At 42.6% G+C, this 14,296-nt stretch carries 14 protein-coding genes; 2 read left to right on the top strand and 12 right to left on the bottom strand.

What is annotated here, in order from left to right:
* Nucleotides 1–59: 59 nt before the first annotated feature.
* Together FBF75_RS13115 and FBF75_RS13110 are read right to left on the bottom strand one after the other, a co-directional pair.
* The gene (locus FBF75_RS13115) at nucleotides 60–824 is read right to left on the bottom strand and encodes a transporter substrate-binding domain-containing protein (protein WP_017357953.1); all 765 of its coding nucleotides are present in this window, start codon (nucleotides 822–824) and stop codon (nucleotides 60–62) included.
* A 196-nt stretch (nucleotides 825–1,020) separates the two neighbouring features.
* Nucleotides 1,021–1,458, bottom strand: coding sequence for a BrxA/BrxB family bacilliredoxin (locus FBF75_RS13110; RefSeq protein ID WP_007501138.1), 438 nt, complete (start codon nucleotides 1,456–1,458; stop codon nucleotides 1,021–1,023).
* 167 nt (nucleotides 1,459–1,625) lie between these two features.
* Between FBF75_RS13110 and FBF75_RS13105 the strand changes: the two genes are divergently transcribed.
* Complete coding sequence (locus FBF75_RS13105; protein WP_025207599.1) at nucleotides 1,626–2,519, top strand: YegS/Rv2252/BmrU family lipid kinase; 894 nt, start codon at nucleotides 1,626–1,628, stop codon at nucleotides 2,517–2,519.
* A 14-nt stretch (nucleotides 2,520–2,533) separates the two neighbouring features.
* Here the strand turns inward: FBF75_RS13105 and FBF75_RS13100 are convergent, their stop codons facing one another.
* The 9 genes from FBF75_RS13100 to FBF75_RS13060 all read right to left on the bottom strand — a co-directional run bounded on the left by FBF75_RS13100 (nucleotide 2,534) and on the right by FBF75_RS13060 (nucleotide 12,958).
* Entirely contained in the window at nucleotides 2,534–2,827 is a 294-nt protein-coding gene (locus FBF75_RS13100; protein ID WP_008342236.1) for a YesK family protein, read from the bottom strand.
* A gap of 68 nt (nucleotides 2,828–2,895) precedes the next feature.
* Nucleotides 2,896–4,152 (bottom strand): dihydrolipoamide acetyltransferase family protein, encoded by a 1,257-nt coding sequence (locus FBF75_RS13095; protein WP_136944821.1) that lies wholly within the window; start codon nucleotides 4,150–4,152, stop codon nucleotides 2,896–2,898.
* A 19-nt stretch (nucleotides 4,153–4,171) separates the two neighbouring features.
* Entirely contained in the window at nucleotides 4,172–5,155 is a 984-nt protein-coding gene (locus FBF75_RS13090) for an alpha-ketoacid dehydrogenase subunit beta (protein ID WP_007501148.1), read from the bottom strand.
* 12 nt (nucleotides 5,156–5,167) lie between these two features.
* Nucleotides 5,168–6,160, bottom strand: coding sequence for a thiamine pyrophosphate-dependent dehydrogenase E1 component subunit alpha (locus FBF75_RS13085; protein WP_035702809.1), 993 nt, complete (start codon nucleotides 6,158–6,160; stop codon nucleotides 5,168–5,170).
* A gap of 17 nt (nucleotides 6,161–6,177) precedes the next feature.
* On the bottom strand, nucleotides 6,178–7,602 hold the full coding sequence (gene lpdA / locus FBF75_RS13080; RefSeq protein ID WP_017367571.1) for a dihydrolipoyl dehydrogenase: 1,425 nt from the start codon (nucleotides 7,600–7,602) through the stop codon (nucleotides 6,178–6,180).
* A complete protein-coding gene (buk, locus tag FBF75_RS13075; RefSeq protein WP_017357958.1) occupies nucleotides 7,592–8,713 on the bottom strand; it encodes a butyrate kinase in 1,122 nt (373 codons plus the stop codon). Before buk ends, lpdA begins: the two co-directional genes overlap by 11 nt.
* A 33-nt stretch (nucleotides 8,714–8,746) precedes the next feature.
* Nucleotides 8,747–9,841 (bottom strand): branched-chain amino acid dehydrogenase, encoded by a 1,095-nt coding sequence (gene bcd, locus FBF75_RS13070; RefSeq protein ID WP_035390779.1) that lies wholly within the window; start codon nucleotides 9,839–9,841, stop codon nucleotides 8,747–8,749.
* Between the two features lie 25 nt (nucleotides 9,842–9,866).
* Nucleotides 9,867–10,760 (bottom strand): phosphate butyryltransferase, encoded by an 894-nt coding sequence (gene yqiS / locus FBF75_RS13065; protein WP_008342231.1) that lies wholly within the window; start codon nucleotides 10,758–10,760, stop codon nucleotides 9,867–9,869.
* A 125-nt stretch (nucleotides 10,761–10,885) separates the two neighbouring features.
* On the bottom strand, nucleotides 10,886–12,958 hold the full coding sequence (locus FBF75_RS13060) for a sigma-54 interaction domain-containing protein (RefSeq protein WP_035390780.1): 2,073 nt from the start codon (nucleotides 12,956–12,958) through the stop codon (nucleotides 10,886–10,888).
* A gap of 149 nt (nucleotides 12,959–13,107) precedes the next feature.
* Here FBF75_RS13060 and FBF75_RS13055 point away from each other — a divergent pair, with 149 nt between their 5' ends.
* Nucleotides 13,108–13,344 carry a DUF2627 domain-containing protein gene (locus FBF75_RS13055; protein ID WP_017357960.1) on the top strand — a complete coding sequence of 79 codons (237 nt, stop codon included), beginning with the start codon at nucleotides 13,108–13,110 and terminating at the stop codon, nucleotides 13,342–13,344.
* 33 nt (nucleotides 13,345–13,377) lie between these two features.
* Here FBF75_RS13055 and FBF75_RS13050 read toward each other — a convergent pair whose 3' ends face one another.
* Nucleotides 13,378–14,115: a glycerophosphodiester phosphodiesterase gene (locus FBF75_RS13050; protein WP_017367573.1), complete on the bottom strand. Its 738-nt coding sequence runs from the start codon at nucleotides 14,113–14,115 to the stop codon at nucleotides 13,378–13,380.
* Nucleotides 14,116–14,296: the final 181 nt, after the last annotated feature.

The following is a 14,296-nucleotide window of genomic DNA, read 5'->3' as shown; positions in this document are numbered from 1 at the left end:
TTGAACTTTTCAGCGCTTTCTACTTGATTTTCATGAATGACGCTGATCCTTTTCCTGACTTACTTTTCATCAGCAAACCATTTTTTAATGAGTTTATCAAGTTCGCCATTATCCTTCATTTCTTTTAATGATTTATTGAATTTCGCTGTTAAGTCGCTATTTTTTTTGAATGCAATGGCTGAACCTTCGTTTGAGCTATTCAATCCAAACGCTTGGAAATCTTTTTCCTTTTTCAAGTAGCCAGCCGCTACTTTATCTTCAATAATGGCTGCATCAAAACGGCCTGCCTTAATTTCTTGAATGATATCAGAGATTTTATTACGATCTTCGACCGTTAAGTTATATTTCTTTTGCAATCCGTTTGCTTCATCTTGCTGGATAGAACCTAATTGAACGCCAACCGTTTTGTCTTTTAAATCTTTCTCTGTTTTCATACCGCTAGATTTTTTTGATACAACCAAGTTTTCAGCATTGTAGTAAACATCTGAGAAATCAACTTGTTTTTTACGCTTTTCAGTAGGTGTCATACCTGCAAGCACAATATCAGCTTTATTTGTTTTAAGAGCTGACACGAGGCTTGCAAAGTCCATATCTTGAATTTCTAGCTTGTAGCCGTTCTTTTTCGCTAGAGCTGTAGCAAGGTCGACATCAAAACCGATAATTTTATCACCATCTTTTGATTCAAATGGCGGATAATCTGCTGAAGTCGCCATAATGAGTGTTTTGTCGTCTCCTGATGCGTTTGAATTATTAGAAGAAGTTCCGCATGCTGCTAATGCAGCTGCAAGACCAGCTGTCATAAGTAATAATAACCACTTTTTCATATGATAATGCCTCCTAGTATTTAAAATCATGAGTAGATTTGAATATTTATTCACTATAATGTATTTTAAACACTTTCTTTTTGATATGCAATAGTATTTTGCTAAAATTATTTTGATTCGTATGTCATGTAAAACAAAAAAGCAGACCGATCAAAAGACCGGACTGCCTCTAAATGATTCATTCAAAAGTAACATGTTACACTTCTTCGCAATACTCATCGAAAGCGGCTTGAAGTTTTGACACCACTTCCATCGGTTCATGTCCTTCGATTTCGTGACGTTCGACCATTTTAATGATCTTCCCGTCTTTTAATAGAGCAAATGATGGTGAAGATGGCGGGAAGCCTTCAAAGTATTCACGTGCTCTTGCGGTTGCTTCTTTGTCCTGTCCAGCAAACACTGTGAGCAATTGATCTGGACGCTTATCGTAATGAACAGAATAACCAGCCGCTGGTCTAGCAATACCGCCTGCACAGCCGCACACTGAATTCACCATGACAAGTGTCGTTCCTTTTTTCGTTAGCGCTTCATCCACTTCTTCAGCTGTTGTCAGTTCCGTATAGCCTGCCTGTTTAATTTCTTCTCGTGCTTGTTTCACAATATCATTCATAAATAAATTAAAATCAATATTCATAACCGTCCACTCCTTCTACGTACCAAACCATTTTAACTACATCATATCAAGGAAAACGCCGGCGGGCAAATGTCTTGTTTCGCCCCCTTCACTTTTTTCAAACGTCGTTTATGACCTGTGGAATTGGGGAAAAGTGATAATAAAGTGATGAAAGGGAGAACTGCGTGATGGCACAATTCAAAAAAGCGATACTCATTTATAACGGAAATGCTGGACAAAAAAACATGGAAAAAACACTAGGTCAAACAGTGCCTCTTCTTTCTTTACATATTGATGAACTCATCCTTAAGCCTACAAAACAGCCGAATGATGCCTATCATTTCTGCCGTGAGATGGATGAGTCGGTTGAATTGCTGATTATACTAGGTGGAGACGGAACCGTCCATGAATGTATGAATGGAATTGGCGGTTTAGAAAAAAGGCCGACTGTAGCGATCTTACCTGGCGGGACGTGCAATGACTTTTCTAGAACGCTGGGCATCCCTCAGCAGATGCCAAAGGCCGCTCAAATGGTGATAGATGGCACTGAAAAAAAGGTCGATTTAATCAAAGCAGAGGATCGATACCTTTTAAATTTTTGGGGGATTGGTCTTATCGCAGATACCTCAAACAATATTAATGATAAAGAAAAAGCTGTCCTCGGAAAAATCAGCTACTTCACGAGCGCTCTTCGAACCCTTCAGCAGACAGAACCTTTCTACGTACGCATTGAAACCGAAGAGGAAGACTGGGAAGAAGAAGCTGTGATTGTCCTTGTCATGAATGGGCACTTTATCGGTACAAATAAAATAGATCTGCCAAATGCTTCAATTGATGATGGAAAAGCCGAAATTTTAATTTGCAGAAATACGAGTTTCTCTGCTTTAAAAGAGATTTTTTCAATGAACCGCGAAGAGCTAGAGGATTTTAAAGGTGACCTGTCTCTTATACAAGCATCCCGCATTCATATTCATACTAAAGAGGAAATGGATGCAGATACAGATGGTGAAGTATACATGACCGCTCCTTCTTCCCTTGAAGTATTAAAACAGCATTTGACCTTTATCGTTCCGGCAGAATAAAGAAAACGCCTGCATCATTTCGATGCGGGCGTTTTTTTGATATAACGTCTGTATAAATATTCAAGTGCATACCCTAGCAGTGTACCTATCAGAAGGGAAATGCCTAATAAACTATTGGCGACTCCTTTAAATCCTCCTATCATCAACAAGCAATAGGCGATTTGAATGATTGAAACGATCGATATGATGAGCAGTAAGCGTTCAGGATGATTGCGTGATTTGGAAATATACCGAAGAAAAGCGAACGCAATGGCTGTGATAAACATCAGACCGATCGTAAGAAAAGCAAAAAAATCTAGTCCAGACATCTCATGGCTCCTTTCTGATTGATATGGAAATCCCCCTCTCATTGTGAGAAGGGGACATATAAATGAGCTTAATAGACGGACGTCTCTTCGTCAATGCCTTCAAGAATTTGTTTAATTCTTTGCAGGAATCTACCGCATACAAGACCATCGAGTACTCTATGATCTAATGAAAGACAAAGATTCACCATATCTCTTGCGGCAATCATACCATTAACAATCATCGGGCGCTTTACAATAGATTCTACTTGTAAAATGGCTGCTTGCGGATAGTTAATAATCCCCATTGATTGAACCGAACCAAATGAGCCTGTGTTGTTCACAGTGAAAGTGCCGCCTTCCATGTCACTTTGCTTCAGTTTGCCTTGTCTGACCTTGAAAGCAAGTTCATGAATTTCTTTGGCGATTCCCTTAATCGTTTTCTCATCCGCATCTTTAATCACTGGGACAAAAAGAGCGTCATCTGTCGCAACAGCAATGGAGACATTGATCGCTTTCTTTTGGACAATTTTATCACCAGCCCACATGCTGTTCATTTCAGGGAATTCTTTTAAGGCCTGAGCCACTGCTTTGACAAAGAACGCAAAGAACGTCAAATTAAAGCCTTCTTTTGCTTTGAATTGATCTTTTAGCTGATTTCTTCTTGTCACAAGGTTTGTCACATCCACTTCCATCATCGTCCATGCATGTGGAATTTCATGCTTGCTTCTTAGCATGTTTGCGGCAATCGCCTGTCTAATCGGAGTGACCGGCAGTTCAACATCTCCAGGCATTGAAGGGATGGAAGGAGCTGCTTTTGCTTGTGACGGCTTTGCAGGTTCTGTTTGACCCGTACCTTCACTCACAGGTGCTGACGTTTCTTGTGCGCCTCCACTTTCAATAAGCTTCAGCAAATCTTTTCTTGTGATTCTGCCGCCAGCTCCCGTTCCTTGAACAGTCGCTAAATCAATTCCGTGCTCATCTGCTAAACGCAGGACTGCCGGAGAGTATCGTTTCTTTTGACTCTGATCCACACTTGTTTGGTCAGGTTCTGGTGCTTCATCTTGCGCAGGCGCCTCTTCTATTTTCGCACTCTGCTGCGCACTGCCTTCTACTTCAATTTCACAAAACACTTCTCCTACTTGAAGTGTATCACCCTCTGCAGCCGCTAGTTTAGTGATTTTTCCTGTAAAGGATGACGGAACCTCTGCATTTACTTTATCTGTCATGACTTCCGCAATCGGATCATATTTATTCACATGATCGCCAGGTGAAACGAGCCATTTGCTAATGGTTCCTTCTGTTACACTTTCACCAAGCTGAGGCATTTTCATTTGTTCAGTTGCCACTTTGAAACCCTCCTCTTTCTTAAAACGCCGCTAGTTCTCTCATTTCAGCTTCTACCTTATCCGGATTAACCATGAAGAATTTCTCCATTGTCGGTGCATAAGGCATTGCAGGGATATCAGGTCCTGCTAGACGTTTAATTGGCGCATCTAAATCAAACAAGCAGTGCTCTGAAATGATGGCAGCTACTTCACTCATGATGCTTCCTTCTTTTGTATCTTCTGTTAACAAGAGTACTTTCCCTGTTTTTGATGCCGCTTCAATAATCGCTTCTTGATCAAGCGGGTACACTGTACGTAAATCGAGAATATGAGCAGAAATTCCGTCCTTCGCAAGGCGCTCTGCTGCTTGGAGGGCAAAATGAACACAAAGGCCATATGTAATGACCGTAATGTCATCGCCTTCTCGTTTCACATCCGCTTTTCCAATAGGGAGCGTATAATCCTCTTCAGGCACTTCTCCTTTAATGAGACGGTATGCACGTTTGTGTTCAAAGAACAATACAGGATCTGGATCACGCACTGCGGCTTTTAACAACCCTTTGACATCATAAGGTGTAGAAGGCATCACAATCTTTAAGCCTGGCTGATTGGCAAAAATGGCTTCGACAGATTGTGAATGATAAAGCGCCCCGTGTACGCCGCCCCCGTAAGGAGCACGAATGACCATTGGGCAGCTCCAATCATTATTGGAACGATATCTAATTTTTGCAGCCTCTGAAATGATTTGGTTGATGGCTGGCATAATAAAATCCGCAAATTGCATCTCCGCGATCGGACGCATTCCATACATAGCAGCCCCAATACCTACACCTGCAATCGCTGATTCGGCAAGAGGTGTATCCATGACGCGCGCTTCTCCAAATTGCTCGTAAAGACCCGCTGTTGCTTTAAATACGCCGCCTTTTTTCCCGACATCCTCTCCGAGCACAAACACTTTCGGATCTCGCTCCATTTCTTCTTTCATCGCTAGTGTAATAGCGTCTATATATGACATAACAGGCATTTTTCTTCCCCCTTACTCCGCATACACGTAACGAAGTGCGCTTTCTGCATCGGCATAAGTTGCGTTTTCCGCTTCATCAGTGGCTTCGTTTACGATTTGCATGATTTCTTTTGTCATGTCTTCTTTCATTTCAGAAGTCATGACATTTCCTTCGATTAAGTACGTTTCATATTGAATGAGCGGATCTTTCTTTCTTGCTTCGAGCACTTCTTCTTTTTCTCGATAGCTAGAATCATCGTCATCACTTGAATGCGCAGTTAACCGGTAAGAAATGGTTTCGATCAATGTTGGGCCTTCGCCTCTTGCCGCACGGTCTCTCGCTTCTTTGACCGCTGCATACACTTCAAGCGGATCATTTCCATCAACCGTCACACCCGGCATTCCGTACCCTATTGCACGATCTGAAATACGCTCACATGCCACTTGTTTGTCATACGGGACAGAAATCGCATACTTATTGTTTTCACACATGAAAATAACAGGCAGCTTATGCACCGCAGCAAAGTTGGCGCCTTCGTGAAAGTCTCCTTGGTTTGAAGAGCCTTCACCGAACGTGACAAAGCTAACAAAATTCTTTTGCTCTAGACGCCCGGCAAGTGCGATGCCAACCGCATGAGGAACCTGTGTTGTCACAGGCGATGATCCAGTCACAATTCGGTTTGATCTTTGCCCAAAATGACCTGGCATCTGTCTCCCGCCTGAGTTTGGATCGTCTTTTTTCGCAAAACCAGACATCATTAAATCTTTCGCCGTCATCCCGAATGCAAGGACAACCCCCATATCACGGTAATAAGGTAAAACGTAATCCTCTTCCCTATTGAGGGCAAAAGCGGCACCGACTTGCTGCGCTTCCTGTCCTTGACAAGAGATGACGAATGGAATTTTTCCAGAACGGTTTAAAAGCCACATCCGTTCATCAATTTTTCTTGCTAAAAGCATGGTTCTATATATGTCAATCGCTTGTTCATCTGATAATCCTAATTCCTGATGACGCATGTTACTCATCATGTTTCCCTCCTTGATTAAAAATGGATCGCCTTTCCGTCAACAGCCAGTGCTGCCTCGCCAATTGCCTCTGACAAGGTTGGATGCGGGTGGATCGTCTGTCCCACTTCCCACGGAGTTGCATCTAATACTTTGGCTAATCCAGCTTCAGATATCATATCTGTTACATGAGGACCAATCATATGAATCCCTAAGATATCATCTGTCTTTTGGTCAGCAATGATTTTGACAAATCCATCAGACTCTCCAAATACAAGCGCTTTTCCGATGGCCATAAAGGGAAACTTCCCAATCTTGACTTCGTAGCCTTGCTCTTTTGCCGCCTGTTCAGTCAGTCCAACGCTAGCGGTTTCTGGGTGAGAGTACACACATTTAGACACGAGCGTTTCATCAAGCGGCTTTGGATCTTGACCAGCCATATGTTCTACTGCAATCATGCCTTCATGTGATGCGACATGCGCCAGCTGAAGACCGCCAATGACATCACCTATTGCGTAAATATGCGACTCTTTCGTTTGGTAATGCTCATTCACGACAATGCCATGATTTTCTGTCTGGATGTCCGTGTTTTCAAGACCTATGCCTTCCACGTTTGGCACTCGGCCAACTGAAAGAAGCAGTTTCTCTGCTTCAAACGACTGAGTGTCTCCACCTTGTTCCACTTGGATCTTGACCAGATTCTCATGCTTTTCTGCAGTATCTGGCAGAACCTTCGCATTTGTCACTAAGGTGATGCCCTTTTTCGTTAAAAGCTTTTCCATTTCTTTAGAAATATCTTGATCCTCTGTTGGCAAAATGCGATCTGCAAATTCGATCACTGTGACTTTTACGCCAAAATCGTTAAGCATGGAAGCCCATTCGATCCCAATCACGCCTCCGCCGACAATCAGCATGGACTGAGGGAGTTCTTGCAGTTCAAGTGCTTCGTCTGATGTAAGGATGTGTGTTCCATCCGCTTCAAGTCCGGGCAGGACGCGCGGTCTTGATCCAGTCGCAATGATGACCTGCTTAGGAATCAGCATTTCATTTTCATCGCCATTCGCCATTTCTACCGAGATGGTGCCTGGCATTGGCGAAAAAATCGAAGGGCCTAAGATACGGCCTATTCCTTCGTATACATCAATTTTCCCTTGTTTCATTAAATGTTTGACGCCGCCTGCTAATTTGTCGACAATCTCTGTTTTTCTTTTTTGTACGCTTGCAAATTGTAAGGCAATTCCGCTTGCTTCAACGCCAAAATCAGCGGCACGTTTGACCGTTTGATAGACTTCTGCACTTCTAAGCAGCGCTTTAGATGGGATACAGCCTTTATGAAGACATGTTCCACCGAGCTTTGATTTTTCTACGACTGCTGTTTTCAATCCAAGTTGAGAGGCACGAATGGCCGCTACATAGCCGCCTGTGCCTCCACCAAGAATGACGAGGTCATATTCAGTTGCCATGACTTGTCACTCCTTTCTCCGCCTTTTGATCATTTGGGTATTCTTTTGGTGATTCTTCTTCTTTTAAAATGCGAAGCGCCCCTTCTGCTAAGGATTGCAATTCATTTTCACCTGGGTACACAACAACATCTGAAATCCAGTCAATGTATCCTCTAATGCTTGACGTAATTTGTTTGCTGTAGGCAAGGCCGCCTGTTAACACAATGACGTCTACAGCTCCTTTTAAGACCGCACTAGCCGCACCAATTTCTTTGGCAATTTGATAGCACATCGCTTCATAAATAAGCGCCGCACGCTCATCGCCTGCTTCAATCATTCGCTCTACTTTTACTGCATCTGTCGTGCCAAGATAGCCCGCAAGACCGCCTTCGCCAATAATGCGTTTGAGCATTTCCTCTTGCGAATATTCACCAGAAAAGCATAAATTAACAAGGTCACCTGTTGGGAGAGTACCTGCCCGCTCTGGGCTGAAAGGACCCTCACCATGAAGACCGTTATTCACATCAATGACTTTTCCTTTTTGATGTACACCAATCGTAATTCCGCCGCCCATATGGGTAATGATCATGTTCAAATCTTCATAACGTTTTCCAAACGAAGCAGCCGTTTTTCTTGCGACTGCTTTTTGATTTAACGCATGAAAAATGCTTTTCCGCTCAATTGTTGGCAGTCCTGAAATACGAGCAATTGGCTGTAGTTCATCTACGACTACGGGATCAACAATAAAAGCTGGGATGTTAAGACCAAGTGCAATTTCTCGGGCAATGATTCCGCCTAGATTAGAGGCGTGCTGGCCAGCATACCCTTCTTTTAGATCTTCAACCATTTGCTCATTTACTTCATATGTGCCACCTTCAATCGGGCGAAGCAGACCACCGCGTGCGCAAACTGCATCAAACTTTGAGATGTTCATCCCCTGTTCATGCAGTGTTTTTAAAATGGTTTCTTTACGGAATGAAAATTGATCAATGATATGAGGAAACTGCTTGATTTCCTCATCTGTATGTCTTAATGTCGTTTCAAAAATAGATCGTTCATTATGAAACACACCGATTTTTGTTGAGGTAGAGCCAGGATTAATCGTGAGTATACGCCATTCTTTTGTCAGCAAAAACAAAACCTCCGTTTCAACTCATTCATCCATTTAGCGACGACTTAAAATATGTTGACCATTTTGCAGGAATTGGCTTCTTGATTTGCGCATTCTTTCAATTCGCTCTTCAGCCAATCGGTCTGCCGCTTTATAAGTTGGAATGGCATCACGGTTAGAGATTTCAATCACTCGCTCAATGTTTTGGTAAATGCCTTCTACTTTTTTCATTGCACGATCGGCATTATAGCCATAAAGCTCATCTGCAACGTTAATCACACCGCCTGCATTGATCACATAATCCGGTGCGTACACAATGCCCATTTCATGAATAAGATCTCCATGATGTGTTTCTCTCAGCTGGTTATTCGCTGCACCTGCAATGACTTTTGCCTTTAATTTAGGAATCGTCACATCGTTAATGGTTGCACCGAGTGCACATGGTGCGTAAATATCACATTCTTGATCATAAATATCATCAGGGTCTACCGCTTTTGCACCGAAGTCTTCTACAGCTCGCTGAACTGAGTCTTTGTTGATATCAGTAACGATAAGCTGTGCGCCTTCTTCATGCAGGTGTTTACATAGGTTGTAAGCCACGTTTCCAACACCTTGAACGGCAATTGTTTTTCCTTCTAATGAATCTGTACCGAATGCTGCTTTTGCAGCTGCTTTCATGCCTTTATATACACCGTAAGCAGTCACTGGAGATGGGTTTCCTGAAGAACCAAATGCAGGAGAGATGCCTGTGACAAAGTCTGTTTCTTCATGGATAAGATCCATATCTTCTACCGTTGTACCGACATCTTCAGCGGTGATATAACGGCCATTTAATCCTTGAATGTAACGGCCAAAAGCACGGAACATTTCTTCATTCTTGTCTTTTCTCGGATCGCCAATGATGACCGTTTTACCGCCGCCAAGGTTAAGCCCTGCCGCCGCATTTTTATAAGTCATACCTCTTGCAAGACGCAAGGCATCTTCGATCGCTGCTTCTTCATTTTCATATGTCCACATTCTTGTTCCGCCGAGTGCTGGCCCAAGTGTTGTATCATGAATGGCAATGATGGCTTTTAAACCAGACTGTTCATCCTGACAAAATACAAGCTGTTCATAATCGTATTGTTCCATATATTTAAAAAGTTCCATTTTCTATTCCTCCTAATACTTTCACTTAATTTGATGTACAGATGGCAAGTGCAATTGAATAGAGCTTGCTTTCAGCTGAATCAGACCGGCTTGTTAAAGCAATCGGTGCTTTCGCTCCTGCCACCACAGCTCCCACTTTTGCATGAGCAAAGTAGATGAGAGATTTATAAAGAATGTTACCTGCTTCAATGGTTGGCACAAGCAAAATATCTGCATGACCAGCCACATCACTCGTAATATTTTTATGAGAAGCTGCCGTTTGAGAAATGGCATTATCTAAAGCAAGCGGCCCATCAATCAGACAGCCAGAAATTTGACCTCTTCGATTCATTTGCGCAAGGCTTGCAGCTGTGAGCGTCGAATCCATCGCTGGGTTTACGACTTCTACCGCTGATAATACCGCCACTTTGGGCATATCATTTCCGACAGCTTGTGCGACTTGAACGGAATTCACCGTAATTTCTTTCAGCATATTTAAATCAGGCGCAATGTTCATCGCAGAGTCCGTTACATAGATAAAACGGTCAAAGCCTGGTACTTCGAAAGCTGCAACATGTGAAAGGACACTCGCTGTCCGAAGCCCATACTCTTTATTTAGGACAGCTTTTAACAGTACGGCTGTCGGGACATGACCCTTCATGAGAATATCTGCATGATTTTCACTTACTGCCTGAACGGCAATTTTGGCAGATTCTTCGGGTGAATCTGAATGAATAATATCTATCCAGTCTTCATTGATCTCATGCTGTTTGACTAGCTCCTTTAGGTTGCGTTTGTTTCCAACCAGCAGGAAGCGAGCGACTTTTCGTTCGATTGCCATTTTGATGGCATGAAGCACTTCTTCGTCTTCTGCATGAGCCACAGCCGCTGTTTTATTCTGCAACTGCGAGGCTTTAATAATCAGATCGTCAAGCTTCATACTTGCCCACCTTTCCTTGTGCTCGGTTCCTCTTTTTATATGCAAGTTCCGTGCCAGCTTGAAATGTGTGAAAAATAAGCCTTTCCGCAAAGAAATTATGCAATTTCTTGCAGGTTACGTGCATGTTACTGCATGCTATCTTTTGCAAGATGATACTTATCCATTTTATAGTAAAGATTTCGAATGCTGATCCCTAACGTTTTCGCTGTTTTTGTGCGATTGAATTGATGTTTTTCAAGGGTTTGTTTGATCAGCTGCGCTTCAAATGCTTCTACAGCCTCTGAGAGCGTCTCCCCCTCAAATTGACTAACAGCCAGTTCCTGCTGCTCTTTTTCCTCATGCTCGTCTGACTCCATGAAGGCGATATGCGCTTCATCGATCCATTCTTCTTGCGGATTCAAAAAGATCATCGCTCGTCCAAGCACATTTTCAAGCTCTCTCACGTTGCCTGGCCAGCTATATGATCGAAGTCTATGAAGCGCACGATCTGTTAAGCCGCTGACGTTTCGCCCATAGTCTAAATTGATCTTCTGGATGAGGCGTTTACTTAATGATTCAATATCTTCGAGACGCTGTCTGAGCGGTGGGATCGATATCGGGTATCTATTCATTCGATAATATAAATCCTCTCTGAACTTCCCTTCTGCCATCGCCTTTTCAATATTGACATTTGTCGCTGTGATCACACGCACATCGACCGGTATCGCTTTCGTTCCGCCTACCCGAACAATTTCTTTTTCTTGCATGACACGCAGCAATTTCGCTTGTGTACTTGGCGTCATTTCACCGATTTCATCTAAAAAGATGCTGCCTTGATTGGCTTCTTCAAACAGCCCTTTTTTCCCGCCTCGCCTTGCACCAGAAAACGCTCCTTCCTCGTAGCCAAACAGTTCTGACTCTAAAAGAGTTTCTGATAAGGCAGCACAGTTGACACGGACAAAGCGGTTGTACTTGCGATCACTTTCATTGTGAATGGCATGTGCAAACAGCTCTTTCCCAGTACCTGATTCTCCGCGGAGTAAAATGGTTGCCGGCGTTTTTGCACCCAGCTTTGCCTGCTCAAGTGCGACAAGCATTTGTTCACTTTCTCCAATAATGTCTTCAAATGTGTACTTTGCTTCAAGTGTTCGGATGAGCTGTCTTGCTTTATTTAATTCATTCGTCAATGATTGAATTTCGGATACATCGTGAATGACGCCGACACTGCCTTTTAGAATGCCGTCCACAATAACAGGTGCTACATTGACGATGACATCTTTTTTATTTGGACCAACCTTCATTCTGACGCCACGAACAGGTCTTCTTGTTTCAAGCACCTTTAAGTGCATGCTTTCCCCTTCGGAAATATCAGCACCAGCTGGTTTACCTACGACCTCTTTATCCGTTAAACCGGTCATTTTCGTATAAGCACGGTTGATCAAAATACCTTTCCCCTGCTCATCGACAACCGATATGGCTTCATCTGATGATTGAATAATCGCCTCAAGCATCGTTCTTACTTCTTTGAGGTTTGTCACTTCTTCCGCAAGCTCCACCGCATCTGTAATGTCTTTAAAGATGGATAAAGCACCTAACATTCTCCCCGCGTCATCAATAATCGGCAGACGGGTGGTCACAATTTGAATTTGCTGATTCAAAAATTGCTTTTGGTTAAATTCCGGCTCCCTTGACCTTAATATATCGGGAAGTTTCGTGTTCGGAATCACTTCTCGAATGTGACGGCCAATCGCATCCTTTTGCGAACACCCCACCATTTTGGCAGCCGATCGATTAAACAGGACCACTTCTTCATCCATATTAATAAAAATCATGCCATCATTCGTTGCATTAAAAATGCGGTCATGTTTATAGGTTTGTTCCTTCAATATTTGAATAAGCTGTTGTTTCTCTGCCATTAATTCTGACATGACATATGCCATCGAGCTTGGCACAATCACAGCATGCTCTGGTTTTTGTTCAATTAGTTCCTTCAGTACAGCAGAACTGCCTGTGGTTTCAATGATGATATCAATGTCATCTTTTATGTATTCTTTCCAATCCGTCGTCGTCTCAATTCCATTCTTTTTCGCTTCATCCATCCCCGGTGCCTCGAGATCAAGGTCGGCGATCGCAATGATTTGAACCGTATTTGTTTTCAGCAATGTTTCAAGCAGTGCTGATCCACCTTGTCCTGCACCGACAATCAAGACTCTCTGCATCCCGTTACCCCTTTATATGAAAAATTTTGCACACCATATTTTTCCGTTGCAAAAAATTGCACAACACCTATATTACCACGTTTTCCTTTCTTGACAAAATATTTTTTGAATTAGACAATGGAAGTAAATGACGTTTAAGGGGACATTTGATGGGGAGAATACTGGCATTAGTGATTATTTTAATACCTGGAGCCTTTGCAGCACTTGGCATTAAGCTGCTGCGTGACACTGTTTTCGGCATCATCATTGCACCATTTCCATATTTATGGCTGCAAGGAATTGCAGGGTTGTTATTTTTAGGGGGAGGTCTTTATGTTGTTGCAGGATTTATTTTATATAGAGACCGTAAACGAAATAAAGTAACAACTCGTTTTAAGCAAAGGTAATCATGAAAAAGACCCGCTGTTGATAGCAGGTCTTTATTTCATTTCTTCTCTTATTTTGACGGCTCGATCAGGAAAATCAGTAAAGATTCCATCAACACCCAAGGTCAACATATTTTTTATTTGCTTCTCACTGTTTACAGTAAACGGTCTGATCACTTGTTGGTCCGCATGGAGAGCGGATACTACTTCTTTTGTCACCCCAGCGCCCTTTATATTCGGATGGTAGCCCTTTGCCGGGATTGTTTTTAAATACATGTCCGGTTGATGAATCACATCCATCGTGAGGACCGCCAGTTCAATGTGCGGCATCAGCTTGTGAAAAAGAGCTAAGCTGCCGTGATGAAATGATGAGACAAGCACTCGATCCTCTATTTGAAAGTGCTCAATTTGCTCTTTTACTTTTTCTTCAATCCCTGGATATCGATAAATAGAGTTTTTTAATTCAATGTTGATCATAAAGGATGGTCTCTGCGTCACTAGCTCTAATACTTCTTCTAATAGAGGAATGGAGACCGCACCCGTTTCTTCATAGAAAGAATGACTGGCATCTCCTCTTTTTAACTCTTCATATGTATAGTCTTTCACTAACCCTTTCATATTGGTCGTTCGGTTCAGCTTTTCATCGTGAATGACAGCTAGTCTGCCGTCTTTGGTGAGCTGAACATCAAGCTCAATCCCATCCGCTCCAGAATGGAGTGCGTGCTCAAAGGCAATCATGGTGTTCTCTGGATAGTTTCCTTTAAAGCCTCTATGTGCAAAAATTTTCGTCATATGCCACCTCTAAATATGATGATTACCTATATTATGACGTGTCTGTTTTCGTTTTGCCAGTTTGAGCACATAAAAAAACCTCTTCTAATAAGAGAGAAGAGGTTGACAGGTAAATTCGATCACGTAATCGCTCTGATGGCTTGCTCTGTCGTCTCTGCGTCAAGAGCAAAAAGGGAAGAAA

It is taken from the genome of Bacillus sp. S2(2019), assembly GCF_005144805.1.
GTDB classification, from domain to species: domain Bacteria; phylum Bacillota; class Bacilli; order Bacillales; family Bacillaceae; genus Bacillus; species Bacillus altitudinis.
The sequence above is the reverse complement of the archived record's forward strand: the minus strand, read 5'-3'. Positions and strand labels throughout refer to the sequence as shown.

Bases quoted from the DNA above. Each gene is read 5' to 3' on its own strand.
- FBF75_RS13115 (WP_017357953.1), bottom strand. From the start codon at position 824: ATGAAAAAGTGGTTATTATTACTTATGACAGCTGGTCTTGCAGCTGCA.
- FBF75_RS13110 (WP_007501138.1), bottom strand. From the start codon at position 1,458: ATGAATATTGATTTTAATTTATTTATGAATGATATTGTGAAACAAGCA.
- FBF75_RS13105 (WP_025207599.1), top strand. From the start codon at position 1,626: ATGGCACAATTCAAAAAAGCGATACTCATTTATAACGGAAATGCTGGA.
- FBF75_RS13100 (WP_008342236.1), bottom strand. From the start codon at position 2,827: ATGTCTGGACTAGATTTTTTTGCTTTTCTTACGATCGGTCTGATGTTT.
- FBF75_RS13090 (WP_007501148.1), bottom strand. From the start codon at position 5,155: ATGCCTGTTATGTCATATATAGACGCTATTACACTAGCGATGAAAGAA.
- FBF75_RS13085 (WP_035702809.1), bottom strand. From the start codon at position 6,160: ATGAGTAACATGCGTCATCAGGAATTAGGATTATCAGATGAACAAGCG.
- lpdA (WP_017367571.1), bottom strand. From the start codon at position 7,602: ATGGCAACTGAATATGACCTCGTCATTCTTGGTGGAGGCACAGGCGGC.
- bcd (WP_035390779.1), bottom strand. From the start codon at position 9,841: ATGGAACTTTTTAAATATATGGAACAATACGATTATGAACAGCTTGTA.
- yqiS (WP_008342231.1), bottom strand. From the start codon at position 10,760: ATGAAGCTTGACGATCTGATTATTAAAGCCTCGCAGTTGCAGAATAAA.
- FBF75_RS13060 (WP_035390780.1), bottom strand. From the start codon at position 12,958: ATGCAGAGAGTCTTGATTGTCGGTGCAGGACAAGGTGGATCAGCACTG.
- FBF75_RS13055 (WP_017357960.1), top strand. From the start codon at position 13,108: ATGGGGAGAATACTGGCATTAGTGATTATTTTAATACCTGGAGCCTTT.
- FBF75_RS13050 (WP_017367573.1), bottom strand. From the start codon at position 14,115: ATGACGAAAATTTTTGCACATAGAGGCTTTAAAGGAAACTATCCAGAG.